The organism is Porphyrobacter sp. GA68 (genome assembly GCF_022605525.1).
GTDB lineage: Bacteria > Pseudomonadota > Alphaproteobacteria > Sphingomonadales > Sphingomonadaceae > Qipengyuania_B.
Genome location: NZ_JAKQYJ010000002.1, coordinates 24,927 through 48,736, shown reverse-complemented (window position 1 = coordinate 48,736; position 23,810 = coordinate 24,927). Strand labels below are relative to the sequence as shown.

Below are 23,810 nucleotides of genomic sequence, written 5' to 3'. Positions count from 1 at the left end.
CGCTACCTAGTCTCGGCACTCAAAAGCAGAAAGCCATTCAGCAGCGTTCGCCGCAGCGCTCGCGGCGGTGAAGATCGCCCGGTTGTCGGCCTTGAGCACCTTCAGCCAGCTGGCAAGGTAGCTGGCGTGATCTGGGCGCGGGCTGGCGGAAAGACCAAGGTCGCCGCAAAGGAAGGCTGAGCCGAGCTCGGCCACCAGTTCTTCCATAGCGTAGGCATTGTCGCCGAACCGCTTGCCGAACGTCCGGGCAAGGCGGTGGTCAGCGCCAGACCAATGGATGAGCTCATGTAACAGGGTAGCGTACCAGTTCTGCGCCGCGCTGCCGCTGGCCGTTGCGAAGAACCGCTCGCGGTCCGGCATGGTGATAGCGTCGGTCGCGGGAGTGTAGTGGGCGCTGTCACCGTTGATGTGTACGGCGGCACCGGTGGCAGAAACGAAAGCGTCCGCCTGCGGGATTGGGTCGAAGTCTTCTCCGTCCGGCACTTCGGGCAGGCCGTAGCCTTCCACCTGGCTGGCGTTGAACACATGCGAAGCCTGCGCGAAGATGCGGGTCGAGCTGTCTCTTTCCTCGGCTTGATCGTCATCGCGCTTGTCGAGTACCTTGTAGAACACGATGGGCGAAGCCTTCTCGCCCTTGCGGACCTGAGCGCCAAGTGACTGCCACTGGCGATAAGTCGCCCAGAAGCCATGTCCGAAGTCCTGCGCTTCGGCACTGGCCCAGAGGGCGAGGACGTTGACGCCGCGATAGGCTTTCCCAGTCGCCGCATTCACCGGGCGCGAAAGCGGTGCGGTGCTGCGATGCCAGGGAAGCGAGAACTTGTCGGTGCCGCGTTCTAGGGTGGCGATGATCTGGTTGGTGATCGTATCGTAGATGCTGACGGTCTTGGTGCTGGCCATGGTGAAAATCCTTCGTCCAATCGTTGGGAACGCGGATGAAGGGACGGGCCGGATTGGCCGGGCGGGTCAGCGGATACGCGGAGCAGGCAACACGGGAGGGCTTCAGCCCGAATGGAGCGGGCAGGCTGTTGATCCCGCCCGGCACGGCCTGTCGAAGAGGAGCAGTTCAATCCAACGGCAGGACGAAGGACGCCATGGTCTGCCATTGCAGAGGCTATTCGATCATCCCAACCCAGCACCCATTGCCTTTGACTTTCCGGCATCGGGAGTAGTCGCGGTCATGGCCGTCTGCTTCTCACCCGCGCGCTCATAAATCGCACGGACAAGCCGGTCCTTATCATCAGTTACAACTACCGCATCGGCCCTGGCGCGTGACAGCGCGACATAGAGCATCTTCTGGTCGACCAGATTGGTTGAACGGCTGTCGGCGTGGATCACGACGCGTTCGGCGGTCTGGCCTTGTGCAGCGTGGGCGGTCTGGACCCAGGCATGACGCAAATGGGCGTCGCGAGGATTGGACAGATCGAGCTTCTGCTCGCGTCCGTTGGCGAGCTTCACGGTTGCCTGGCCCCGGTCAGAATCGATGCGGGCGATGGTGCCGCCAAGGCCATTGACCCGCCCGGCCTCTCGGTCGTTGCGGGTGAACTGCACCCGGTCGCCGGTCCGCAGCTCCATCGGCTTCGACTCGAACACCTCCGCCTTGCCCGCACCCCACTGCCGGGGATGCCAGTCAAGCGAACGGCCATCGCGTCCTTCGAGTGCAATGCGCCCACGCTCAGGATCGATAGCGGAAATAGCGAAGCTCTCGCCCCGACTGACGCCCTTGGCGGCATAGTCGCGGCTGAACCGGACGACATCGCCGATGGAATAGCTGGCCGCGTCGCGCGCTTCGGCGCGAGTGAGGCCTTTCGCTTCAAGAGCGTCTAGCCGCATGGCTTCCGCTGAAAGCTCGCCGCGCTCGATCAGCTTTGCTCGGATCATGCCGGTGAGCCTGTCGCGGCCCTCGCGTGATGGCTCTATCACTAGCGTTCGCGCACGCTCTGGAGGCGACAAGGCAATGTAGTGGCGGGCCATCGCTCCAAGGCGTTCGTCCGGCGTTGTGCCTTCGATCACCTTGCCGCCGCCACGTTCCAGTGCGGCCAGAGCCTTGCCCGCATGGCCCTCGATCGAGGCCATGACTGCTTCGCGCGTTTCGGCATTGGTCTGCCGGACGACCTCGGCAAGTTTCGCGGTCGCCATGCCTGCCTGCTGCAATTGGGCGAAGGCTGCGCCGGCGCCGACCGATCCCAGCTGTTTGACGTCACCGACCAGGACAAGCTGGGCTCCGGCCTTGTCGGCGCGGGTCATGAGCTTTGCCATGTCGTGCGCCGATAGCATCGAGGCTTCATCGACAATCCAGACGGCATCCTTGCCTGATACCTTCGCCTCCGGTGCCAGCAAATGCCGCGCCACGGTATCGCCGCGCAGGCCTAGCGCCTCGCCTAGCACGGTTGCCGCTGATGCAGTTGGCGCAAGCGCGGTTACGGCAAGCCCGTGTCGCCGTGCCTCGCGCGCGTAGGTTGCAAGCACTGTCGTAGTCTTGGCAGTCCCGGCATAGCCCTGGACGGCTGCCACGCGATCCCGCGAAGTAAGCAGGTCTGCGGTCGCGCGCTTCTGGTCGTCGGTCCAGGCATAGCCGGATCTTGCCGACAGCCGTGAAGCGCGCTCGATGGTCCGTGCTGCCGCCACTGGACTGGCGAGCGACTGCGCCTTGCCGCGCCCGGCCTCCTCCAGACGCAACATGGTGCGTTCGGTTGCGATAGCCTGCGGCGTAGTAAACCCGGCAAACTCCGCGCCGCGCCGGTCGAGGAAAGTGCGCGGGACGAGCTCGCCGCGTTCCTCGGCCTCGGCAATCGCTGTGCTGATAGCACCGTGCCCGGCCTTGCCGAAGGCGAAGTCTCCGGCTTCCCGCGCGAGTGTGCTGGCTGAGAATACGGCCTCTCGCTCGGAGAGCTTGGCTGCGGCCCAGGCCACAGCCTGCCGTGCCAGCAATTCCGGGCTGGCAGTTGCTTCGTTGCCTTTAGCCCGCTCTCTCGCTTCACCGATCAGCTTGTCTCGCGCTGCCTTGTCGAACCCGTTGGCATCGGCGGTTGACCGCCAATCGGCGCGCAAGGTGCGATGATCTGCGCTGGTCTTGGCCTCGCGCGTATCGAGCGCCGCGATCTGCTTTTCGGCAGCGCTCGCTTCCGGGCGGCTCGTGCCGCGCTCGGCAAGCCGGGCATCGATGGCTGCTGTGCGCTGGCTCAGCGCGTCGATGGCCTTCTCTGGGACACCTGCGATCTCGAACAGCGAGTCTTTCCCGGCCTCGATCTTGTATCCTAGAGCGGAAACGCCGTGCGCCAGTTCCTGCCGGTAGATCGCGCCGATCTCCTTCTGGAGCTGATAGAAGGCGCGCGGCTCAAGGCTGCGCCAGTTGCCATCCTTGTCCTGCGTGGCGTTGAGGATAACGCCGTGGGTATGTAGCTGCGGGTCCTGCGCCCTGCTCGTGGCATGACGGAAGGTGGCGATGGCGAGATTGCCGGTCACCTCGCGTCGGACCTCGCCGCCCTGCCTGATCCGTGTTGCCGCCAAGTGCTTCTCGACATGGGCGAGCGCCACCTTCACTGCCGCGCCATGCGCCTTGATCAGCCGTTTGTCTCCGGCAACCTCGGCCATGATCGAGACCGACTTGGGTGCGGACAGGGTGATGTCCCAGCCTGGCCGGTGCTCGACGTTGCCATCGCGCGTAGTGCCCAGTTGCTGTCCGGCAATGCGGCCTTCGAGCCGTTCGGCAAACTTCTCGCGATCGACCTCGCCCGACAGGCCCAGCTTCTCCGCTGCCTCTCCAAACCATTCGGACGGTGCCATGCCGCCTTCGGCATAGTAATCGTCGGCTTCGTAGTAGCTCGCAGCCTGACCTGCACTCGACAGCGCCGAGACCGATGCGACCATTACACCGGTCCCGGTTTTGCGTCGGGCTCGGCACCTTTGGCGATCTCGCTGACCCGGCTCCACAACGTTCCCGCCGGATCGCCTGGCACGTAACCGGGCTGACGAGGCTCGCCACGCCGGGTGATGTGATCGGCGGTAAGGCCGATGCGCGCGACCGGCAGGCCATCGGGAAGCAGCAGGTAGCCCTGATGCGGACTGAGCCGCAGTTCGCTTTCGAGCACGGCAGGCCGGAATTGCCGCTGGGTCGCGATAGTGGTTCGCGGCACTTCACTGCCAATCGACAGCGTGTCGGTGGCAACGCGCAATTCCACCTCGCACTGGCCGATGGTCTCGCTCGCCCACTTGCGGGTTTCCTGATCGACCGTTTGGAGAAACAGCTTGGTGTTGCAACAGGCAAGCATGGCCTCGGCGATGTTCGCGCCGTAGCGATTGCGCATCTGCCCGAGCGCCTGAAATGTGAGCACGGTGGCCGCACCGAACTTGCGACCTTCGGGAAGAAGGCGAGCAAGGTTGTCGACACGGGGGAGGTCGGCCAGCTCGTCGAGCACGAACCAGATGCGGCGGTCCGGCGAGGGCGACAGACCCAGCACCGCACTCGCAGCACATTCGAGCCAGCATGCCATGAGCGGCTTGGAGGCTTCAAAGTAGTCTTCCTTGCGAGGGACGAAGATCCAGGGCCTTGCACCCTCCCACTCGTCCAGTTTGGCGATGAAATCGCGGAAGGCGAAACGGTCCTCTCCCTCATCTTCGACCTTCAGGAACTGGATCAGGTTAGCCGCCTTGGCGAGCATGAAAAGCACGCTGCCGGTGGCGCGGTCGGCGTCATTGGCAAAGGTACGGGCCGACGAAGTATGCCCCAGCCACTCCTTCAACTGCTCCTTGTCCTTGACCTGCAAGGCTTCGAGCAAGGCTTCAAGGCTGCAGTTCTTTTCCGCCCAAAGCGAGCGGATCATGTTGGCGACAAGAATACGGCTTGTCTCCAGCCAGACATCGTCATCCTGACTGCTGGTTTCCGAAACCAGCTGGCGTGCAATCCGGTCGGCATCGGCAGGATGCGATATCTCGTCGAAGGGCGTCCAGAATGCGCAGCGCGCATCGAAAGGATTGAGGATGATGTCGCCGCGCGCGGGATTGTAATAGTGCGCGATGAACTCGCCCGAAGTGTCATAGACCAGCGCTGCTTCGCCTCGCCGTTCGATACCGTCGAGCATCTGACGAAGGGCAGTGGTCTTGCCGCTGCCGGTGGTGCCTAGAAAAGCGAAGTGACGGGTCTCGATCCGGCGCGGAACAGGAACCTGGCCGATGCGCAGGGCGTCCCTGCCACAGAGCAATGTGGTCTGCGCGGCAACGTCCTCTTGGTCCGCCACGCGCGTTCCTCCAATGACCCGGTCGGCAAGCGTATCTTGGCCCTGAGCCGACATGGTGCGCTGGAGCACCCAGACGGTGAACAGCCCTATGGTAAAGCCCGTGATTGCACCGCCAGCGATCACTTTGACGACCTGCCAAAAGGTATCGGCAAAGAGCGGTTCAGAGGCGAACCAGGCGGCGGAAACGGTCCAGCGCTGGCCTTCCATCGCAATGTTCATCTTGATGTCGCTTTCCCCAAGGGAACCGAGCAGGGTCAGCACGTTGGCCCACGCATACTGCACCGCTGTCGTTATCGCGGGGCCATGCAGCAGGAACTGCGGGGCGATGATTGCTCCAGTCGCTGCTGCACCAAGAGTGATCGTGGAAAAGAAGCGAAAACGTTGCTGCCATTGTGCCATGCGCACACGCCACAAGGCATGGGCGCGGGTGACAAAATCGATGTTCGAATTCATGGCTCGATCTCCAGAGCAAGCGAGCGCTGGCGCTCGAACGCGGCGCGCGCTTCGCCTGCAATTGTCTCGTCGGTTTTCTTCGTGCCCAGCGCGGCATGGCGGGCGTAAGCGTAGGCCGCACAGGCGGTGAACAAGGTACGATCGAGCACCCGTTCAGCCTCGGCGAGGCGCGCCGATATCGCTCCGATCTCGTGCGCCAGTTCTGCGAGATCGGTCTCCTTGTCGGTGCCGTGAAGCATGGCGAGAAAGCCTGCTTCCACGACCCGCGCGAGCATGGCGTAGTCGCTCAGGCCCCTCCGCCTGGCGAAGTCAGCAAGCACCCGATATTGCGACGGACTAAGGCGCACCGTTTGCGCCCGCGCGCTCATCGGTCCGCTCCGGTGGCGATGCTATCCGCCATCGCGAAGGATGGCGGAATTGAGCGGATTCCGGGCGAATGGCCTGAACGCGATGCTATCCGCATCCGGTTAAGCCCGCAGAATTCCTCGATGCACACGTGCGTGGGGTGTGTATGAAAATTTCGGGTCCGATACGCAGTATCGTGGCCCCTTTCTTCTCCAATCTTTGTCCGGTCAATTGACATGGGCATCTTGCTCCATGCTGGCCGTTGAAGGCGTCGCAGACAGGATCAGATTGCGGGCGACATCGTCGTCGAAGTAGCGGTCGCGGGACTGGCGAGAAGGCAACTGGCGATCAGCCATATCGGGGCGCGTGAACCAGCTAAGCAGGGCCAGGTCGATCGCTGACCGGACTTCGTCTGCGAGCCGGTTGGTCTCTTCTGGCGTGAGGTCCAGCCAACCGATTTCGGTGCGAAGCTGGCTGCCAAGGGGATACCCGGTTCCGTCCCTGCTCCGGTAGATCGGTCCCTCGACGGTGAGACAACAATCTTGCCCCTCAAACCGCTCTCGGACCGGACGCTCGTACCATAGCCAGGGCTGCAATGTGTGGCGACGGGCGCGCCCAGCGGCAGTGTCTTCAACGAGCAATTCGACGAGTTGGGCAGCGCGATCTTCCTCCTCGCTCGGAAGGCGGGAGATCAGCCAGCCATGCTTCTGCAGGGTCGCGTTGATCAGGGAAAGGATAGACATGGGGGAGATGCTTTCTGCGGGCCATTGCCCGCCTTGGCGGGGTCAATAGCTGCGCAGGGGGAGGGCCTCGATCCACCCCTCGATGTCAGTGGAACGCCAGCGGATGCGTCCACCGCCAATGTCTATTGGATGAGGAAAGGCACCCCGGCGGATGCGTCGCCAGATCGTTGTCCGGCTTCGAATGCCCGTGAGGCGCATGACCTCATGGCAGGTGAGTAGTTCGATATTCGGCATGACAGATTCCTTTTCTTCAAGGTTCTGTCACCGTTGCCGCACTCCCCTGCGACGATGGGTTGGTTCTCAAATTGCCGTTGCGGACCGTGCGATCAGATGTTCAACTCAGCGCCACCCTTGGCTTAGGTGACACTGGTCAAGCTATGCGAATCGCAAGGGTGTAGGAAAGAACAAAAAGAGATCAAACGCCGTTTCATACCGAGCGGCGGACGATGGTGGATCGCAATGGACGATGTGGGACCAAAAGAATTTTCCCCGCCGGTGTCCGCTCCGGGGCAATGCAGGTCCGAATCTACGGGACTGGTGCAGCGGAAGACCGGTTTTCGCGCGAATCGAAGCTTGGGTCGATATGACAAGTAAATGCGCTTTCGCTTTGCACGGTGATGCGGACATGCAAAGAAAACACCAAAATCTTTACATATTTGCGGATTTACGGATGCAGCAACTTGGGCCGGACAATGCCATCTGGGATGATGGCGAATGGATCAGCTGGGACGAGATCAACGAGCAAATCCAGTACAAGGAATGGCGGGCAAAATATCCCAATGCCGATCTGTCGCTGGTCTCGATATTCGAGGACCTGATCTGCACCGCAGAGCAGTATCACATGCACACGGGCAAGCACCTGCAGGTGTATGGCGATATCGGAGAGCTTTACGGGGCGATCACGCACGGCATTAAGCTGCACCGCAACTACGCTCAAGGATCGGACGGACGGCTCGGCAATGACCTGGTCGAGGTCAAGACAATCACGCCATTCAAGTGCAATGACCGGGTCACGCTGAACCTCAAACGGAACTTCAGCATGGTCTTTCTGGTCAAGATCACGTCCGACTTCGAGGTGCGCGGGAAGCTCATTCCACGCAAGTCCTTGCCCCGTGTGAAGGGTGACAAGCTGGTTCTTGAATGGGCTGATATTGGGGCTGAGTGAAGGGAGCCCTAGGCGCGTAGGGTTGCACGCAACAGCTGCACTGTAACCGGCTGCGCTTCCTCGACCAGATGGCCGTTATTGTCGCGGTACATGAGTTGCTTGATGATTGAGCTAGCGAAGTCAGGCTTCATATTCTCCGCAGCTCGAACTGCATTCGTACATCGATCGACCCCGCATTCGCGGAAGGCATTGATCACGTAGTCCTGGCCCAGCTTTTCGCTGGTGGCCGCGATATCGAACATATCGCGTGGCTGCATCGATGCACCGCGATAGTAGACCTTCTTAGCGACTATCTCTGCCGGAGTTTCCTGCCGGATTGTTCGCCCCCGTAGCTCACTGACCTGTGATGGCTCTGGCGTAATGTCGGCACAGTAAATGAAGTCGATTTCGCCAATGTCTTCGAAGATCAGTTTGAGGGAACCCGCGCCGTCTGTCTCGTAGGTGTCCGGCATTCGGTCGAGCTCAAACCCCTGCGTCTCGGGATTGAGGTAGGGGAGGAATTGGGGATCGGAAAGGAAGAGGTCGATGTCATGGCTCTCGCGATGATCGATCTGGAGCATCAATGCCGTTCCACCTCCGAACGACCAATCTGGCTCGCGGCCAACGGCTTCGGTGGCTCGCGCGATGATGTCGGATGCCAAATCAAATAAAAGCGGCCATTGGCTCGGCTGCTGTCGAGGCGAGATCACTTGCTCAGGCTGCCAGAGGCAGCGAGTACCCAGCCATCTTGGAAAACTGGCTGGCGACAGCTTTCGCCATATCCTCATTGACCTTCATTTCAGCCATGAAGGCTTTCTGGGCCGCTGGTGTCACCTCTGAGAAGAAAGCGAAGACGCTGGCGTCACACGTTGCCACACTCGATGGGTCAGCGATAAGCGCAGCGAGTTGATGAGCGGAATGGTTCGCCCCATAGGGGGCGTTCACCGTTGCCAGAACCTGTGCAGTTAGGTTGCTCATCTTAAACCTGCGGAATCGATCTCAGGGTGAGAATATACGCTTCATGCGTTAGCAAAACAAGAATGTTCGAACATAGGAAGAACGCAGAGAGCCAATCCGCGATTTATCCCGCATTCGTCAAAAATCGCGTTTTGCGGGAGAAAAGCCCCTCGATTGCAGACGCGCTCGGACTTCGCTGCGATCCCTTAGAGCTCACAAAAGTCATCCATTCAAAGTGCGCGAGTGGCGGCACCTCGGAAAATTCGAGCATCCAAGGAAACTCCCGAAACGCCCGCTTTTCTCAACCAGCTGACCATCGCAGCCTTTCATCGGACACGAAATTGCTGCCTCAGGTATGTCGAAGAGCGGCGTTTGGGGAGCAGGCATTGGTTTCGCCCGACGAGCCCTGTAGCGCTGCTTCTTGAATTCCCAGGGATGAACGTTGTTGTCATTCGCCCAGATACCGCGCCGGTTTCGCTGAGCATCTTCGAGCGCATCGAAGTAGCTTTCATCGGGGTCATAGCGATCAAGCACCCATGCCCATCCATTGAGGATCATTTCCAACTCGATGTTGCGGTGAGATGGTGCAGTCAGCTCCCGAAAGAACTGTCCGAGCCGGGAGGCCGTACCGCCAGCCTCACTGCTCTGATCCATCGGCAAATAGGGTACTGCAACGATCCGCTTGTGCCGGTCGACAATGCCGCCAGTGTCCATTTTCATCAAAATGGCCAGATCGACATGCCTTCCGCCAATGAGCGATTGAAGGAAATCACGCGCCCCGATGCCGCCAGGCTGCTCCATTTCCGGCGCGTCAATGAACCCCAGCCTGATCGTAACTTCAAGGCTCGCTCCACGTCGCGGGTTGTCGATACGGGTCAGGAATCCATCGCCGTCAAAGACCTTGAGGACAGGCACCCGAATGGTTTCGGAACCGGGATCTTCGGGTGCGATAAGCAAACGCCAGTTCTCCTCCTCGATGCGGCTGCAGCATTGTAGCAGAGTTGATTATCGATTCACTTAGCTTCCCATTTTCGAAGCTGGTCGCCACCGCGTCAAATGCACCGCATTGGAGCTGGTCGGCCATGCAAATTTGCTGGAAATCAGGCGCGTTCTACGTCAGAAGACACATATTGAAATCATTAAGTTTTTTCGAGGATGGGACCCAAATCCTCTGGTAAAATTTTCATTTGGGGGCACCGACGGGGGCCTCACTTAAGTAACCAAGGTCAAGATTCTCGCAGTTTTGCGACATTCTGAGAGCGGTTCGAGTCCTCTTCTGGCACCATTCTATCGGCTCCCTGGCCAATACGCTGAATTCAAGCGCTATCGGCGCAGGCGTTTGGCTGCGCGCGTTTGTTATCGCTCTCGCGGCGCGTTTCGTGACACCGCGATGGCCGGCTGCCAGCCAACGCGCACGGCGCGATGATGGGTGGTTGTGCCCCTCTGCCCGCTTGGCTGCCTGCCATGGCCAGGTCGTAGCCAAAGGATTGGCTGCGGCTCAGCTGCCTGACCTCAGCGCGGCCGCCTGCTTCATGCTCGGTCACGACCCGGCGATCAACTGGACGCGACTGCGGCGGCGATCCCGACGAATAGCACGGTCGGGCCGGCCAGCGACCATCTGGCGAAAGCGGCCTCTGCCCGGTCAAGCACGCGCGCCGAGACGATGCCGATCCGGTGCAGGCGCGGCATGCTCCAGGCTGGTCGATGAATCGCAAGCGCCTGTTCCTTCAGCCTGTAGAACACACGCTCGGCAAGCACGACGATGTCGCCTTCCGGCACGTCGGGTGGAGGTCGCCGCAAACGCAGCGCAGCTGTGAAAACTGCAAGGCCGATGGCGATTGGCCAGAGAGCCTGCCACAGAACGGCGCCAGCAAAAGCGTAGCTGGCCGCAAGCCCGGTTCCTGGAAGAAGCAGCCATGGCAGGATCAGCGCTGCGGCCGCGCAGAGGGTAAAAGCCACTGCCGGTGCCGCAGTTGGACGGATATGCGGCGCAACCTGCTCGCGTCGCACCAACTGAACAAACCGCAGCATGAGCAGCGTCGAGCCCGCCGCCGACAGGGTCACGAGGTTTGCGACCAGTCCGCTGGCAAGCGTTTCCTTCGCGGCTAGCTTGGCCAGCGCACCCCCTGTCAACGGCAGCCCTGCAATGGCAAGGGCAAGAACCGCGGTCACCGCCAGTGCCACCGTCCGCCGTTGTCCGCCGGTGTCGTGCAGCAGCCCGACCGACAGGAACAGCGCTCCCTTGGCAAGCCCGTGGTGCGCGACATAGAACCCGGCAGCGGCCAGGACCGGCGCCGCCGCTGGCGCGCCGAAGCCGGAGCCCAGAATAACGATGACAAGGCCCATCTGACTTAGCGTGGAATAGGCAAGAACCGTTTTGGGTCGCCGCTGAAACACGCCGGCCAGGATCCCGTAAAAGGACGTGACAAGGCCCAGAACTGTCATGATCACGCTCCAGCCAGGCAGGTTTGCCTCCAGCGGCAGAAAGCGGATCAGGCCGAAGATGCCCGCGCTGACAATCGCACCGGACAGGACGGCTGACGCAGGCACCGGCGCCGCCGGATGGGCGAGCGGAAGCCACATATGCAGCGGCACCAGTCCCGCCTTCAGACCGAAGCCACCCAGCAGCAAGACAAGCGCCAGGTCGCGATCGGGCGACAGCGGCAGGGCGGCGCGCGCATCGCCGATCAGGATCGAGCCGGCACCGGCTGCCGCGACCATCAGTCCGAGCAGCAGCAGGGTCTCGCCAAATACCGCCAGCGCGAGGTAGATCCGGCTTGCGCGCCGCGCCTCCGCCGTTTCCGACTGCACCACCAGGCCGAATGCAGCGAGGGACAGGGTAACGAAAGCGAGGTAGAACGTGACCAGATCCGCCGCTATGAGCAGCAACATATTGCCGCTCAGCGTGGTGAGCCAGAAGCCGGCAAACCGCTCCCGCCCCTCGCCACCTATGCTCGACCGGGCGTAGATGCCCGCCACCGTCCACAGCAGCGCGGCAATTCCGAGGAACAATCGCCCGGTCCCGTCCAGTTTAAGCTGAGCGCCCAGCAGCACTTCCGGCAGCATCTGCGTCGACCCCGCAGGCAGGAACAGTGCCGCGCCGAGCGCCGGCAGGGCCGCGAACGGCAGCGTATGGATCAACACCGCGCGGCTGGCTGGCAGCAGGGCGAGCAGGGTCAATCCGATCGGGACGCCCGGGATGGCGTAAAGAAGGATCGCCGCGCTCATGAACCGTAGAACCGCTGCATGATGAGCTGCGCCCACGACAACGGGCTGAAGGCGAAGCCGGCGAACAACCCCGCCCCCAGGGCGACGGTCGCGGTGACGGCGGCGGGCCAGATCAGCATGAGGCCATGTTCGCGGCCGCGCGGAGCCGCCGCCACCGGAGGAACGAACCATGCCCGGTACACGAGCGGTAGGAAGTAGGCGGCGTTGAGCAGGCTGCTGGTCGCCAGAACGAACAGCACCCATGGCTGCCCCGCGTCCAGCCCGCCCAGCCCCAGCTGCCACTTGCTGACGAAACCGGCAACCGGTGGAACCCCGACCATGCCGAGTGCGCCAATGGTGAAGGCGGTCATCGTGACCGGCATGGCCCGCCCGATGCCGTCAAACTGATCCACGCGGGTCACGCCAATGCGTTCAGCAAGCGCGCCGGCGCAGAAGAACAAGGTGATCTTCATCAAACCCTGGTGAACCAGATGCACAAGTCCGCCGACTGTCGCCACCGGCCCGGCCAGCGCGGTGCCAAGCACGATGTAGCTTACCTGGCTGACCGTGGAAAACGCCAGCCGCCGCTTCAGATCGTTCTGGAAAAGCGCGCGAACGGATCCGTAGATGATGGTTGCGGAGGCGACGGCCGCGAGGGGCAGGTGCACGCCGAGCGACTGCACCAGATCGAAGCCGTAAACATCGTACACGATGCGCACGATGCCGAACGCACCGGCCTTGACCACGGCGACGGCGTGGAGCAGCGCCGATACCGGGGCCGGCGCAACCATCGCCGCCGGCAGCCAGCCATGCAGGGGGACCAGCGCAGACTTCACGCCCAACCCGCCGATCAGCAGCGCGAAGATGATTACCAGCGGCAGCGACGGCAATTGCAGCAGGCTGTCCGGAACGGCGAATTCGACCGGGCCCGCCATGCTTTCCAGCCAGACCATTCCGATCAGCAGCGCCGCGCTGCCGGCAAGGGTATAGGCCAGATACTTGCGCCCCGCCGCAATCGACTTGGCATCGCCCTTGTGAGTCACCAGCGGCCACGTCGACAAGGTCAGGAACTCGTAGAACAGGAAGAAAGTGATCAGCGTGCCCGACAGGGCAACGCCGGTGGTTGCCGCTACGCACAGGCTGAAGAAGCCGAAGAAGCGCGACTGGTTCGGCGCATCCCCGAAATACCCGATGGCGTAGATGGTCGTGAGCAGCCACAGGAAAGCCGACAGCGTCAGGAACAGCAGGCACAGCGCGTCGACCCGCAGCAGGATGTCAAGGCCGGGGGCCAGCGCCCACCTTGTCTCGTACACCTCCCCCGCCGCCACTCCGTTGAGCATGACCGCGACCAGCGCCAGCTTGCCGACAGCGCCCGCCAGATTGACAAGGGTGCGGGCGCGCGCCCGGTGGTCCGGCAGGCGGAAAATGATCAGCGCCGGCAACAGGCTGGTCGCCAGGGTCAGGACCGGAAGCCAGGCGTTCACGACAGTCCCTCCAGTGCCGCGCGCGGACTTCCTACGTCGATCAGGCGATAGGGTTCGAGCGAAGCAAGGCCGAGCAGGACGGCCCCAAGCGCCAGGACCAGAGGCACCGCTTCCAGCGTCCAGTGCACCCGCGCGAGCGGCGGCGCATCGGCGGCGCGTGTCCGCATCAGCTCGTTCAGCGGCCGAAACAGATAAACCGCCGCCAGCAACCCGCCGCCGACCAGCACCGCCGCCCACCACACCTCGCCCGAAGCGAAGGCGGCCTTGAGCATCAGGTACTTGGCGAGGAAACCTCCGCTGGGCGGCAACCCCATCAGCGAGACGGCAGCAAGTCCGAAGGCGAAGCTTGCCACCGGGACGGATTTACCCAGTCCCGCCATGCTGCCGAGCCGGTCGTCGCCAGCCGACAGGATCATGGCGCCGGCGGCAAGGAACATGGCGGCCTTGGCGAACGCATGCGCCAGCGCGTGAAACACCGCCCCGCTCCACGCGCCATTGGCCCACGGCTGGGCCTCGCCCCCGGCGCCGGCCAGGGGAAACACCAGAAACAGATACCCAAGCTGCGCCACCGTCGAATAGGCGATGATCGGTTTGAGGCGCTGTTGCCGGATCGCCTGAATCGAGCCGTAGAGCACCGCGAGACTGCCCAGGACGCCGAACAACACCACCACCCCTGCCCCGGCAAGGTCCGGCAGGACATCGAACCACAGCCGGAACAGGATATAGAAGCTGGCCTTGACAACCAGCGCCGACAGCAGCGCACTGGCCGGAGCAGGCGCGCCGGCGTGGGCCGGCGGCAGCCAGGCGTGAAAGGGAAACAGTGCCGTCTTGGCAAAGAGTCCCGCGCTGATCAGGCCGACCGCGACCAGCGTTGCGGGTTCGGCCGTCACCCTGCCTTGCAGCAAGGCCATGTCGAGGGTGCCATAGGCGCTGTAAATCAGCGCTGCGCCGATCAGGAAAGCGAGCGAGCCGAACAGCGCGAACAGCACGTACCGCATGGCCGCGACAAGGTTCCGGGTGCTTCCATCAAGCGCAACCAGCGCGATCGCCGCCAGGGTCAGCAATTCGAGGGCAACATACAGGTTGAAGATGTCGCCGCTCAGGAAGATCGTGTTCGCAGCCGTCCAGACCGCGTAGAACAGCGGCCAGAACGCGAAAGTTCTGCGGGTTTCAACCGCAGTGGCGAAGTAGCGCGCGGCATACAGGCCGATCCCGCTGGCGACCACCGCTGTCATCAACACGAACGCGGCGGCCAGCCCGTCGGCGCGCAGCACGATGCCCAGAGGAGCATCCCACCCGCCCAGCGCGTGCGCGGTTGGTACGCGGCGCGCCATCAGCCAGGCGACGGCTAGGCTTGCCGGCACCACCGGCCACAGCAGCCATGATGCGCGCCGTCCCAGCACCACCGTGAGAAGGCAGGCCCCAAGGGGCAACGCGACCGCCAGCGCCGGCTCAGTCATCGTCGTCCGGGTCCAGGTCTGGCAGGCTTGGGCGACCCGTTCGGTCGTGCAGGCGCTCGGCGATGGCTTCGGCCAGCGCGGTGGCGGCGAAAGAGACGACGATGCCGGTGATGATCATGGCTTGCGGCACAGGGTCGCTGGTTCCGTCCGGCGCCCGCCGCGCCAGCGCCCCGAACAACAGGAACAGGCCGCTGCCGATCAGGTTGAAGGCGACGATCTGCCGCAGCAGGTGCCGGTGGGAGACAAAGCCGTAGAACCCCAGCGCGATCAAGGCGGCTCCCGTCAGTCCGAAGATCAGCGTCTGGGTCATTGCGGCCTTCTGGGACGACCGATGACCAGCAGCGCCAGGGTGGCGGCGATCGACAGCGCCAGCACCAGTTCGACGGCCAGGATCAGGGGTTTCGCATAGGCGGGATCGAACGCCATGAACGCACCTGCGGCAAAGCCCCAGATGCCGGTGGCCAGGAACACGGCCGGCCCTGCCATCAGCAGCAGGCGCAGCCGGATGCTGGCCACAGGCGGCGGTTCAACCACACCGGCCATGATCGCCAGCAGCCACACCGCGGCAACCACCGTTCCCCCCTGAAACGCCCCGCCCGGCGCGCTGGTCCCGACCCAGACGAGGTACACGCCCACCACGAACCCGATCGGCGGGAGGAACCTCCCGAAAGTGCCGAGCACGCCATCCACGCGCACCCGCTGGGTCAGGCCTGATCGTCCGCCCCAGGAATCCTCGGGAGACAGCGCCCACACGCCCACCAGCGCGATCAGCAGGACCGCGGCCTCCATCAACGTGTCCCAGCCGCGGAAGTTCAGCAGCACCGCCGTTACCGGGTTATCCGCCCCGGCCACCGGCAGGTTCTCGCGCACCAGCGGGATGAGGCCGGCGGCAGGCTGCGCCAACGACACCACCGCCCATCCCAGTCCGCCAGCCACGCCGGCGCACAGGAGCAGCGCGCCGGGCCTGAACGACGGCCGCTGTCCTGCCCCGTCATCCATCTTGGCCGCCGCGCCGAGCAGCAGCACGCCTGTCAGACCGGCGCCGATCGCCCCTTCGGCCAGGGCGACGTCGACCGCCCCCAGCCGCACCCAGGCGATGGTCAGCAACAGGCCATAGACGATGAACAGCGCCACCGATCCGAACAGATCGCGTCCGCCGATCACGCCGGCCGCAGCGGTCAGGATCAGCAGGCACAGCAGAATGTCGAACGCATCCCCCAGCGTCATGGCCGTTCTCCCGGCGGCAGCGCAAAGCGCGCGATGAGCTGCGCCGTGGTGGCCGCCGCCGTCAGGGCGAGGAGCCAGACCAGAAGGAGCTTCAGCACGCTCCACCCGCTGTCCGCCTGCGCAACCACGCCAAGCACCACGAAGCCCAGCCCGAGGTTGTCCGCCTTGGTCAGGGCGTGAAGCCGCGAATGAACGTCGGGAAAACGGATGAATCCGGCCGTTCCCGCGATGAAGAAGAACAGGCCGATGCTGATCAACGTGACGGTAATCACGTCTGCAATCACGATTCCCCCTCCGGATCGCCGGCACCGTCCGCACTCTGGCTCTTGACGAAACCCACCGCCGCGAACGCCGCCAGAAGGGCGAGCAGCAGCGCGAGATCGAGCACGCCCGCCTGCCGGTGAACAAGGCTGAGCAGCACCAGCACGGCGACCCCGCCGGTTCCGATCAGCTGCGCGCCCATGATGCGGTCGGCCCGCGTGGGGCCACGCAGCACACGCCACATGCTCACGCAAATGGTGGCCAGGATGACGAGCGCGGCGGCGTACAGGAAGCCGGTCATGGCACGATCGCGGCCTCGAGCCGGTCCTCCTCGGCGCGCAAGGCTTCTTCAACCGGTCCGCCGATGTCGAGGCAATGCACCAGCAGCCGGTCGCCGTCGCTGCCCGCCACGAGTGTGCCGGGCATCAGGCTCAGTTCACCGCCGAGCGCCACCCGCATGGCACCGCCCGGCAGCCGGCAGGAATAGGCCGTCCAGCCTGGGTTGAGCGGCATGCGCGGCTGCAGCGCCCGCCACGCCACATCGAGCCCGCCTACCAGCGAACGCCAGAAGAACCCTGGCGCAAGCCGAAGCAGGCTGAGCAGACCGAAACGCGGCCCAATCGCCGAACTCATCGCGGCGCTGAACCACGCGGCCCCGGCCGCGGCAGCAGCGCCGAACACGACGCCGTCCAGCCGTCCCTGGCTGAGCACCAGCCACAGCGCGAACAGAAGCGCAAACCGCTTCACCGGAGACTTGGCCATGGAAGTTTGCGCCATGGTCACGCGTGGGTTGGAGCCGGCCTACCGGCGCTCACCGCGGACATCGGGTGGCCTAAACCGATGCGCCGGTCCGGCCTCGCGAACGATCGGCAATCACCCACGGCTTGCTGTCCTGCGACAGCCCTGGATGCACATGAACGCATTTGAAAAGCGCTCAAGATGCTCAACAAGATGCTGCAGCAGGTCACCAGGCTGCTCCTTCATTTCGCTTTTGGCTGTCAGGGGCATGTCCTGCCGCGCAATGTCCGGGCAAGTCAAGCGCTCCCCACGTGGCAACCGGCGTTCCAGCACGTCAGGCCGGGCAGCCAGCGGCTGCAACCCGTTAGCCGCGCGGCAGCACTGTCAGCCGCGCCCGTCGGATTGTTCGCGCGGCGGTTGGTCCGCGTCCGACACGACGAGAGGCGTACCCTCGCCGCCCTGCCAGTAAGTAGCCCAGTCGGTCGGGCCACCGGTAGGAGGCAACGCTTCACGTATCCCGTCGGCCGGGTTAGGGTCCAGCCGATGCCCTTGCCGGTGGATGTGGCTCTTGGCGATCATGTGCGCGGAAATCGGTGCCGTGATGAACAGAAACAGGGTGATCATCAGCTCGTGCGCGGTGAAACCAAGCCCTGCGGCAGGAAAGAAGATCATGGATGCAACCAGGCAGGAACCGACGCCCAGTGTCGTCGCCTTGGTTGGGCCATGAAGCCGGGTCATCAGTGACGGCAGCCGCACCAGCCCCCACGAACCGATAAGGGTAAAACTGCCTCCCAGAACCAGCAGGCCGGCGATGATGCCTTCGATCAGCGGGTTCATGGCATTACTCCACGATGTCGCCACGCAGGACAAACTTGCAGTACGCCACGGTGCTGACAAAGCCCACCATCGCCAGCAAGAGCGCCGCTTCGAAGTACGTGTCGCTGCGCTCCTGGATGCAGAACAGGATGATGAGCGCGATGGCGTTGATCACCATGGTGTCGAGCGCCAGGATACGGTCGCCCGACGATGGCCCCAGCAGCAACCGCGCGAGCGACAGCAGGATGCTGACGGTGACGCAGGCGATGGCGAAGAAGAGTGCTGTGGAGATCACGGGAAGATCCTCATCAAACGGCGCTCGTAACGATGCTTGATGCGCCGCACTTCCGCTTCGCGATCCGGGGCATCCAGCGCATGCACCAGCAGTGATCGGCCGTCTCCCGCCAGATCGGAAGAAAGGGTGCCGGGGGTGAGGCTGATGGTGCCCGCCAGCATGGTAATCGCCTCCGGTGTACGCAGGTCGAGCGGGACAGTCAGCCAGGCGGAGTGCAGATCCTCGCTCCGACGGAACAGGATCAGCCGGGCCACTCCGAAATTCGCGATAAGCACATCCCACAGGACGATCGCCAGGTAATCGATCATGGGCCACCCGAACCGCAGCTGCGGACGATTGGGCCAGAACGGCGCGGTCAGCAACGGAACCACCGTTCCCACGATGATCGCGAGAACGAAGCCGCCCAGCGTGACCGAATTCAGCAGCAACAGCCAGACCGCCACCAGCGCGATGCTGAGCACGGGATGCGGGAAGAGTCGCCGTATCATGCACCACCCCTTCTGTCCGTCAGGATCGCATCAATCGTCGGTTGCGGCGCCAGCACCTGTTCCGCCGTCGCTTCCATGTAACGCGTGACCGGTAGCGCCAGTGCCGCCAGAGCCACCAGCAGGCCGAAGAGGGCGGCGAGAGCCAGGAACTCCGCTCGCGAGTGCTGGGCCGGTGCCGGGCGCAGCGGTTCACCCACCGCGGCGCTTTTCCAGAACAGCAGCGATCCGGCGCGCGCAAAGCCGAGCACCACAAGCACCGTTGTGCCCAGGATCGCCGCCCAGATCCAGCCTGCCGCCGGGTGCGCCTGCGCGCTGGAAAGGATCAGCAGCTTGCCCACGAAGCCCGACAAGGGTGGAAGCCCGGCGACTGCCACGGCGGCCAGCAGGAAAAAGGCGCTGAGCGGTTCTGTCCAGGGAAAGCGCGGACCTTGAACCAGGCGGTCCTGTTGGCTGCCCCGGCGCCGGGCGACGAGATCCGCCAGCAGGAACAGCGTCGCTCCGGCCAGCGTCGTGTGCGGCAGGTAGTAGAGGCCGGCAGCCAGCGCAGCCGGTTCGAACAGTGCAATCGCGGTCAGCAACGTTCCAGTCGATCCTATCACCCCGTAAGCCGCCAGTTCCCGCAGGCTTCGGGCAGCGAACAAACCGATGAAGCCAACAACGACGGTCAGCAGCGCCGCTGGCAGGAGCCAGGGCTGCGCGAAGAAGGCCAACGCTCCTGCCTGCGCGCCGAACACCAGCGTGAACACACGGATGATGGCATAAACGCCGACCTTGGTCATGATCGCGAACAGTGCGGCCACCGGTGCCGATGTGGCGGAGTAGGTTTGCGGCAACCACAGATGCAGCGGCAGAAGAGCAGCCTTCAACCCGAACACGACGAGCAGCAGGAGCCCGCCGGCCCGTGCGAGACCCTGATCGCCGGGCGGCAAGGCACCCACCCGAACCGCCATGTCGGCAAAGTTCAGCGTGCCGGTCACGCCGTAGAGCAGCCCCACCCCAACCAGAAACAGCGTCGAGCCGACCAGATTGGCGACGACGTAGTGTACGCCCGCACGCAGCCGTGCGGCGCCCTGACCGTGCAGCATGAGACCGTAGGACGCGATCAGCAGCACTTCGAAAAAGACGAACAGGTTGAACAGATCGCCGGTCAGGAACGCGCCGTTGAGGCCAAGCAACTGAAACTGGAACATCGGGTGGAAATGCCATCCCTGACGGTCGAGGTCGGTGGCGATCACGTGAACAAGCACAAGCGTCGCCAGCGCGGCCGTCAGCACCAGCATGAGTGCGGAAAGGCGGTCCAGCACCAGCACGATCCCGAACGGCGCGGCCCAGTCGCCCATCTGATACGTCTGGATGATGCCGCCGTCGGCTTCCACGAGCAGGGACACCGCGATGACAAGCAGCGACAGGCATGAGCCAAGCGCCACCGCACGACCTAGGCGCAGCGACCGGTGCATCCCGAACAGGAGCAGCGCCGCCACCACCGGCGGCAGCATGACCGGAGCGACCAGCCAGTGGTTCATGCCGCCGCGTCCCCCTCAGCCGGGCCGTCCCCGTCCGACGAAGCGTGCTCGTCTGGGTGCCCGTCCACCTGATCGGACCCGGTCTCCAGATAGGTTCGCAGGGCCAGCACCACCACCAGCGCGGTCATCCCGAAGGCGATGACGATCGCGGTCAGCACCAGAGCCTGGGGCAGAGGGTCGGTATAGCCCGCCGCGGACTTGTCATAGATTGGCGGCCGGTCGATCATCAACCGCCCGACGGCAAACAGGAACACGTTGATCGCATAGGACAGCATCGCCAGACCCAGCACCACGGGAAACGTCCGGCCGCGCAGGCACAGGTAAATGCCGGCGGCGGACAGCACCGCAATTGCGCTGGCGACTAGAAATTCGAGGCTCATGCCCTGTCCTCCGGCCCGCGGCTGGGATCAATGTCCATCGGATGATCGACCTTCTCCAGCCGCTCGGCCCGCTGCGCCACATTGGATAGTTCGGCCAGCGCCAGTGTCACTGCGCCGACGACGGCCAGAACAACTCCCAGATCGAACAAGAGGGCGGTCGCCAGATGCACCTCGCCGATCAGCGGAATGGCGAAATAATCATGGCCAGTGGTGAAGAAGGGCACCCCGAACAGCGCCGCCCCCGCGCCGGTCAGGCTGGCAACCAGCACGCCCCAGGCGATCATCCGATGCTCGTCGAGCGAACGCCGGCGATCGGCCCACTCGTAACCCGAAGCCATGAATTGCATCAGGAGAGCGATGGATACGACCAGCCCGGCGATGAAGCCGCCTCCCGGCAGGTTGTGACCGCGCAGGAACAGGAAGATAGCAACCGCCATGGCGAACGGCAGCAGCAACCGCGTCGCGATCACAAACATCATGGGGTGCCGCTCGGGCGAGCGCACGAGGTCGGGAACCCAGGCCAGCAATCGTCGGCCCGAAGCGCCCCGGACCGCTGTATCGAGCAAGGCAAAGATGGTCAGTGCCGCGATGCCAAGCACGATGATCTCGCCAAAGGTGTCGAACGCGCGAAAATCGACCAAGGTGACATTGACGACATTCGTGCCGCCCCCGCCCGCATAGCTGTTGGCCCAGTGGAACGCCGAAATCGGATTGTTCGGATCCCGGGTCATCACCAGCCAGGCCGAATAGCCGAGCGCTCCTCCCCCCGCCACGCCAACAGCCGCATCGCGCAGATGGCGGCGCGCGCTGCTCAGCTGACGCGGCGTCTTGGGGAGGAGGTTCAGGGCAAGGAGCAGGAGGAGGATCGTGACCACTTCGACCGAGATCTGCGTCAAGGCGAGATCGGGGGCAGACAGGTGAACGAAGCCCAGCGCAATCACCAGTCCGATTACGCTGATGAAGATCAGGGACAGGAACCGTTCACGGTAACCCAGGGTCACTGCCAGCGCCGCGCCCACCAGCGCCAGCCATGCCGCGACCGCCACAGGAGAGGCCGGCAGCGTTGCGCGCGCCCCGGTTGCGCCGCCACCTTCGATGATGCCTGCCGTCCCCAGCACGATGGCGGTGCCGAAGAACACCACCAGCGTCCGTTGCAACGAGGCATTGTGCAAGGCGGCCGTGACCCATGTTGCACCGGCCACTATGGCCGCAACAAGTTTGTCGAACAGGGTCTTGGCCTCGATCGTGGGCAGTGTCCGCCACCTTGGCTCCAGCCCACGATAACTGCGCAGCATGAGCGCGCCGGCCACAATGGCCGCGATGCTCAGAAACAGCGCCGGATTGAATCCGTGCCACAACTTCAGTTCGACAAGTGGCGGCGGGAAGCCGATTACCGCACCTGAAACCGCCTGCACCAGCGGGCCGGCAATCAGCGCCGGCAGCAGGCCGATCGCGACAACCAGGAACGCCAGAAACGCGGGTGGAAGCCACAATCCGGCCGGCGGATCGTGCGGCGCCTGCGGCAGTTCCGGCTTGCTCTTGCCCATAAATACGTGAACGAAGAGGCGCAGCGAGTAAGCCACCGACAGCGCCGCAGCCACGGTCGCCAGCAGCGCTACCAGCCCGCCGAACCCGCCCCACGTCGTCAGCCATGCCTGTTCCAGCATCATCTCCTTGGAGATGAACCCGTTGAGCGGAGGGAAGCCGGCCATCGACGCCGCGGCGACGCCGGCGATGGTCGCCGTGATCGGCATGACGGCCAGCAGCCCGCCCAGTCGCCGCACATCGCGGGTGCCGGTTTCGTGGTCGATGATGCCGGCGGTCATGAACAGCGCCGCCTTGAACGTGGCGTGGTTGATGATGTGGAACACCGCCACCATGGCAGCCATCGGCGTGCCGAACCCCAGCAACATGGTGAGCAGGCCAAGCTGGCTGACCGTGGAATAGGCGAGGATCGCCTTGAGATCGTTCTTGAACACGGCGATGGCCGCGCCGACCAGCATGGTGACGAGACCAACCGTCGCAACGCTGTAGAACCACATGTCCGTGCCCGCCAGCACCGGCCACAGCCGCGCGAGGAGGAACACGCCCGCTTTCACCATGGTCGCGGAATGAAGGTAGGCGCTCACCGGAGTAGGGGCCGCCATCGCATGCGGCAGCCAGAAGTGAAACGGAAATTGCGCCGACTTCGTGAAGCAGCCAAGCAGGATCAACGCCAGGGCGAGCGGATAAAGCGGAGACGCTTGCACGATCTCGCGCGAGCCGAGGATCGTCGTCAGGTCGTACGAACCCGCGATGCTGCCCAGGATCAGCATTCCTGCCAGCAAGGCCAGCCCGCCGCCGCCCGTCACGACCAGCGCCATCCGGGCGCCTTGCCGCGCTTCTGGCAGGTGCCGCCAATAGCCGATCAGCAGGAACGAGGTGATGCTGGTCATCTCCCAAAACACGATCAGCAGCAGGATGTTGTCCGACAGAACGATGCCCAGCATCGCGCCCTGAAACAGCAGCAGGAACACGTAGAAGCGGCCCATCGGATCGTCCGCCGCCAGATAGAAGCGGGCATAGATGACGATCAGCAGTCCGATGCCCAGGATCAGTCCGGCGAACAGCAGGCCCAGCGGATCGAGAAAGAAGTTGGCGGCGAGGCCGGCCGCCGGAACCCAAGCGAAGCGGGCGGTCGGCACTTCTCCAGCCATGACCCCCGGAGTATGAAACAGCAGCAATGCCAGTGCGGCAGACGTGACCGTGATCGCCGTCAGCGCCTGTCCGTTGCGGCCCGTGCGGTGCAGGCAGGCCACCAGCAGCGCGCCCAGAAAAGGAAGAACGGACAGGAGCAAAATGCCCAAGTCTATCCTCCCACCCTGATGTGGCCGCGATGACCAGCCCGCCTATTCACCTGAAACGCGCCCCGAAGAAGTTGATAGTTGAATGTCGAGCGAAGCGATATGCCGCGCGGGTCAGGCATAAAGGGCATTATTCCGGGCAGCGCAAGGCCCGCTTGGCGAATGCCTGGAAAGCGGTCGCGACGCAAAGCTGTCACGGCACGGCATCGGCT

The 23,810-nt window shown here is 63.8% G+C and carries 24 protein-coding genes; 1 reads left to right on the top strand and 23 read right to left on the bottom strand.

The window, feature by feature from the left end; translation table 11 throughout:
• Positions 1-6: 6 nt before the first annotated feature.
• The 6 genes from LHJ54_RS07895 to LHJ54_RS07870 all read right to left on the bottom strand — a co-directional run bounded on the left by LHJ54_RS07895 (position 7) and on the right by LHJ54_RS07870 (position 7,009).
• A complete protein-coding gene (locus LHJ54_RS07895; protein WP_228243346.1) occupies positions 7-897 on the bottom strand; it encodes an ArdC family protein in 891 nt (296 codons plus the stop codon).
• 222 nt (positions 898-1,119) lie between these two features.
• Positions 1,120-3,867 carry a MobF family relaxase gene (gene mobF, locus LHJ54_RS07890; RefSeq protein WP_228243345.1) on the bottom strand — a complete coding sequence of 916 codons (2,748 nt, stop codon included), beginning with the start codon at positions 3,865-3,867 and terminating at the stop codon, positions 1,120-1,122.
• Positions 3,867-5,687 (bottom strand): type IV secretion system DNA-binding domain-containing protein, encoded by a 1,821-nt coding sequence (locus LHJ54_RS07885; protein WP_228243344.1) that lies wholly within the window; start codon positions 5,685-5,687, stop codon positions 3,867-3,869. Before LHJ54_RS07885 ends, mobF begins: the two co-directional genes overlap by 1 nt.
• The gene (locus tag LHJ54_RS07880) at positions 5,684-6,055 is read right to left on the bottom strand and encodes a hypothetical protein (protein WP_228243343.1); all 372 of its coding nucleotides are present in this window, start codon (positions 6,053-6,055) and stop codon (positions 5,684-5,686) included. Before LHJ54_RS07880 ends, LHJ54_RS07885 begins: the two co-directional genes overlap by 4 nt.
• Before the next feature lie 204 nt (positions 6,056-6,259).
• Positions 6,260-6,775 carry a hypothetical protein gene (locus LHJ54_RS07875; RefSeq protein ID WP_228243342.1) on the bottom strand — a complete coding sequence of 172 codons (516 nt, stop codon included), beginning with the start codon at positions 6,773-6,775 and terminating at the stop codon, positions 6,260-6,262.
• A 42-nt stretch (positions 6,776-6,817) separates the two neighbouring features.
• Positions 6,818-7,009: an AlpA family transcriptional regulator gene (locus tag LHJ54_RS07870; RefSeq protein ID WP_228243341.1), complete on the bottom strand. Its 192-nt coding sequence runs from the start codon at positions 7,007-7,009 to the stop codon at positions 6,818-6,820.
• Positions 7,010-7,445: 436 nt separating this feature from the next.
• On the opposite strand from LHJ54_RS07870, the gene LHJ54_RS07865 reads away from it, so the two are divergent.
• Positions 7,446-7,940, top strand: coding sequence for a hypothetical protein (locus LHJ54_RS07865; protein WP_228243340.1), 495 nt, complete (start codon positions 7,446-7,448; stop codon positions 7,938-7,940).
• A gap of 8 nt (positions 7,941-7,948) precedes the next feature.
• On the opposite strand, the gene LHJ54_RS07860 is transcribed toward LHJ54_RS07865, so the two are convergent.
• The 17 genes from LHJ54_RS07860 to LHJ54_RS07780 all read right to left on the bottom strand — a co-directional run bounded on the left by LHJ54_RS07860 (position 7,949) and on the right by LHJ54_RS07780 (position 23,601).
• Positions 7,949-8,581 (bottom strand): nucleotidyl transferase AbiEii/AbiGii toxin family protein, encoded by a 633-nt coding sequence (locus LHJ54_RS07860; protein ID WP_228243339.1) that lies wholly within the window; start codon positions 8,579-8,581, stop codon positions 7,949-7,951.
• A gap of 52 nt (positions 8,582-8,633) precedes the next feature.
• A complete protein-coding gene (locus LHJ54_RS07855) occupies positions 8,634-8,897 on the bottom strand; it encodes a hypothetical protein (RefSeq protein WP_228243338.1) in 264 nt (87 codons plus the stop codon).
• Positions 8,898-9,098: 201 nt separating this feature from the next.
• Positions 9,099-9,833 carry a topoisomerase DNA-binding C4 zinc finger domain-containing protein gene (locus LHJ54_RS07850; protein WP_228243337.1) on the bottom strand — a complete coding sequence of 245 codons (735 nt, stop codon included), beginning with the start codon at positions 9,831-9,833 and terminating at the stop codon, positions 9,099-9,101.
• Between the two features lie 597 nt (positions 9,834-10,430).
• Complete coding sequence (locus LHJ54_RS07845; RefSeq protein ID WP_228243336.1) at positions 10,431-12,104, bottom strand: complex I subunit 5 family protein; 1,674 nt, start codon at positions 12,102-12,104, stop codon at positions 10,431-10,433.
• The gene (locus LHJ54_RS07840) at positions 12,101-13,567 is read right to left on the bottom strand and encodes a proton-conducting transporter membrane subunit (RefSeq protein ID WP_228243335.1); all 1,467 of its coding nucleotides are present in this window, start codon (positions 13,565-13,567) and stop codon (positions 12,101-12,103) included. The genes LHJ54_RS07845 and LHJ54_RS07840 overlap by 4 nt, the downstream gene beginning before the upstream one ends.
• Positions 13,564-15,027, bottom strand: a complete 1,464-nt coding sequence (locus tag LHJ54_RS07835) for a complex I subunit 5 family protein (protein ID WP_228243334.1) — start codon at positions 15,025-15,027, stop codon at positions 13,564-13,566. The genes LHJ54_RS07840 and LHJ54_RS07835 overlap by 4 nt, the downstream gene beginning before the upstream one ends.
• Positions 15,020-15,337 carry an NADH-quinone oxidoreductase subunit K gene (locus LHJ54_RS07830; protein WP_228243333.1) on the bottom strand — a complete coding sequence of 106 codons (318 nt, stop codon included), beginning with the start codon at positions 15,335-15,337 and terminating at the stop codon, positions 15,020-15,022. The genes LHJ54_RS07835 and LHJ54_RS07830 overlap by 8 nt, the downstream gene beginning before the upstream one ends.
• Positions 15,334-16,254, bottom strand: coding sequence for a hydrogenase subunit MbhD domain-containing protein (locus LHJ54_RS07825; RefSeq protein ID WP_228243332.1), 921 nt, complete (start codon positions 16,252-16,254; stop codon positions 15,334-15,336). Before LHJ54_RS07825 ends, LHJ54_RS07830 begins: the two co-directional genes overlap by 4 nt.
• The gene (locus tag LHJ54_RS07820; RefSeq protein ID WP_228243331.1) at positions 16,251-16,538 is read right to left on the bottom strand and encodes a monovalent cation/H(+) antiporter subunit G; all 288 of its coding nucleotides are present in this window, start codon (positions 16,536-16,538) and stop codon (positions 16,251-16,253) included. The genes LHJ54_RS07825 and LHJ54_RS07820 overlap by 4 nt, the downstream gene beginning before the upstream one ends.
• The gene (locus LHJ54_RS07815; RefSeq protein ID WP_228243330.1) at positions 16,535-16,816 is read right to left on the bottom strand and encodes a monovalent cation/H+ antiporter complex subunit F; all 282 of its coding nucleotides are present in this window, start codon (positions 16,814-16,816) and stop codon (positions 16,535-16,537) included. The genes LHJ54_RS07820 and LHJ54_RS07815 overlap by 4 nt, the downstream gene beginning before the upstream one ends.
• Positions 16,813-17,277 (bottom strand): Na+/H+ antiporter subunit E, encoded by a 465-nt coding sequence (locus LHJ54_RS07810; protein ID WP_228243329.1) that lies wholly within the window; start codon positions 17,275-17,277, stop codon positions 16,813-16,815. The genes LHJ54_RS07815 and LHJ54_RS07810 overlap by 4 nt, the downstream gene beginning before the upstream one ends.
• A gap of 360 nt (positions 17,278-17,637) precedes the next feature.
• Positions 17,638-18,090: a Na+/H+ antiporter subunit G gene (locus tag LHJ54_RS07805; RefSeq protein WP_228243328.1), complete on the bottom strand. Its 453-nt coding sequence runs from the start codon at positions 18,088-18,090 to the stop codon at positions 17,638-17,640.
• Between the two features lie 4 nt (positions 18,091-18,094).
• Entirely contained in the window at positions 18,095-18,364 is a 270-nt protein-coding gene (locus LHJ54_RS07800; protein WP_228243327.1) for a K+/H+ antiporter subunit F, read from the bottom strand.
• Positions 18,361-18,852, bottom strand: a complete 492-nt coding sequence (locus tag LHJ54_RS07795; protein ID WP_228243326.1) for a Na+/H+ antiporter subunit E — start codon at positions 18,850-18,852, stop codon at positions 18,361-18,363. Before LHJ54_RS07795 ends, LHJ54_RS07800 begins: the two co-directional genes overlap by 4 nt.
• Complete coding sequence (locus tag LHJ54_RS07790; RefSeq protein WP_228243325.1) at positions 18,849-20,375, bottom strand: monovalent cation/H+ antiporter subunit D; 1,527 nt, start codon at positions 20,373-20,375, stop codon at positions 18,849-18,851. Before LHJ54_RS07790 ends, LHJ54_RS07795 begins: the two co-directional genes overlap by 4 nt.
• Positions 20,372-20,755, bottom strand: coding sequence for a Na+/H+ antiporter subunit C (locus LHJ54_RS07785; RefSeq protein ID WP_228243324.1), 384 nt, complete (start codon positions 20,753-20,755; stop codon positions 20,372-20,374). The genes LHJ54_RS07790 and LHJ54_RS07785 overlap by 4 nt, the downstream gene beginning before the upstream one ends.
• Positions 20,752-23,601 (bottom strand): monovalent cation/H+ antiporter subunit A, encoded by a 2,850-nt coding sequence (locus tag LHJ54_RS07780; RefSeq protein WP_228243323.1) that lies wholly within the window; start codon positions 23,599-23,601, stop codon positions 20,752-20,754. Before LHJ54_RS07780 ends, LHJ54_RS07785 begins: the two co-directional genes overlap by 4 nt.
• Positions 23,602-23,810: the final 209 nt, after the last annotated feature.

What these genes read in the sequence shown, in the direction of transcription:
- LHJ54_RS07895 (WP_228243346.1), bottom strand. Translation starts at nt 897, where the DNA reads ATGGCCAGCACCAAGACCGTCAGCATCTACGATACGATCACCAACCAG.
- mobF (WP_228243345.1), bottom strand. Translation starts at nt 3,867, where the DNA reads ATGGTCGCATCGGTCTCGGCGCTGTCGAGTGCAGGTCAGGCTGCGAGC.
- LHJ54_RS07885 (WP_228243344.1), bottom strand. Translation starts at nt 5,687, where the DNA reads ATGAATTCGAACATCGATTTTGTCACCCGCGCCCATGCCTTGTGGCGT.
- LHJ54_RS07880 (WP_228243343.1), bottom strand. Translation starts at nt 6,055, where the DNA reads ATGAGCGCGCGGGCGCAAACGGTGCGCCTTAGTCCGTCGCAATATCGG.
- LHJ54_RS07875 (WP_228243342.1), bottom strand. Translation starts at nt 6,775, where the DNA reads ATGTCTATCCTTTCCCTGATCAACGCGACCCTGCAGAAGCATGGCTGG.
- LHJ54_RS07870 (WP_228243341.1), bottom strand. Translation starts at nt 7,009, where the DNA reads ATGCCGAATATCGAACTACTCACCTGCCATGAGGTCATGCGCCTCACG.
- LHJ54_RS07865 (WP_228243340.1), top strand. Translation starts at nt 7,446, where the DNA reads ATGCAGCAACTTGGGCCGGACAATGCCATCTGGGATGATGGCGAATGG.
- LHJ54_RS07855 (WP_228243338.1), bottom strand. Translation starts at nt 8,897, where the DNA reads ATGAGCAACCTAACTGCACAGGTTCTGGCAACGGTGAACGCCCCCTAT.
- LHJ54_RS07845 (WP_228243336.1), bottom strand. Translation starts at nt 12,104, where the DNA reads ATGAGCGCGGCGATCCTTCTTTACGCCATCCCGGGCGTCCCGATCGGA.
- LHJ54_RS07835 (WP_228243334.1), bottom strand. Translation starts at nt 15,027, where the DNA reads ATGACTGAGCCGGCGCTGGCGGTCGCGTTGCCCCTTGGGGCCTGCCTT.
- LHJ54_RS07830 (WP_228243333.1), bottom strand. Translation starts at nt 15,337, where the DNA reads ATGACCCAGACGCTGATCTTCGGACTGACGGGAGCCGCCTTGATCGCG.
- LHJ54_RS07825 (WP_228243332.1), bottom strand. Translation starts at nt 16,254, where the DNA reads ATGACGCTGGGGGATGCGTTCGACATTCTGCTGTGCCTGCTGATCCTG.
- LHJ54_RS07815 (WP_228243330.1), bottom strand. Translation starts at nt 16,816, where the DNA reads ATGACCGGCTTCCTGTACGCCGCCGCGCTCGTCATCCTGGCCACCATT.
- LHJ54_RS07810 (WP_228243329.1), bottom strand. Translation starts at nt 17,277, where the DNA reads ATGGCCAAGTCTCCGGTGAAGCGGTTTGCGCTTCTGTTCGCGCTGTGG.
- LHJ54_RS07805 (WP_228243328.1), bottom strand. Translation starts at nt 18,090, where the DNA reads ATGAACCCGCTGATCGAAGGCATCATCGCCGGCCTGCTGGTTCTGGGA.
- LHJ54_RS07795 (WP_228243326.1), bottom strand. Translation starts at nt 18,852, where the DNA reads ATGATACGGCGACTCTTCCCGCATCCCGTGCTCAGCATCGCGCTGGTG.
- LHJ54_RS07790 (WP_228243325.1), bottom strand. Translation starts at nt 20,375, where the DNA reads ATGAACCACTGGCTGGTCGCTCCGGTCATGCTGCCGCCGGTGGTGGCG.
- LHJ54_RS07785 (WP_228243324.1), bottom strand. Translation starts at nt 20,755, where the DNA reads ATGAGCCTCGAATTTCTAGTCGCCAGCGCAATTGCGGTGCTGTCCGCC.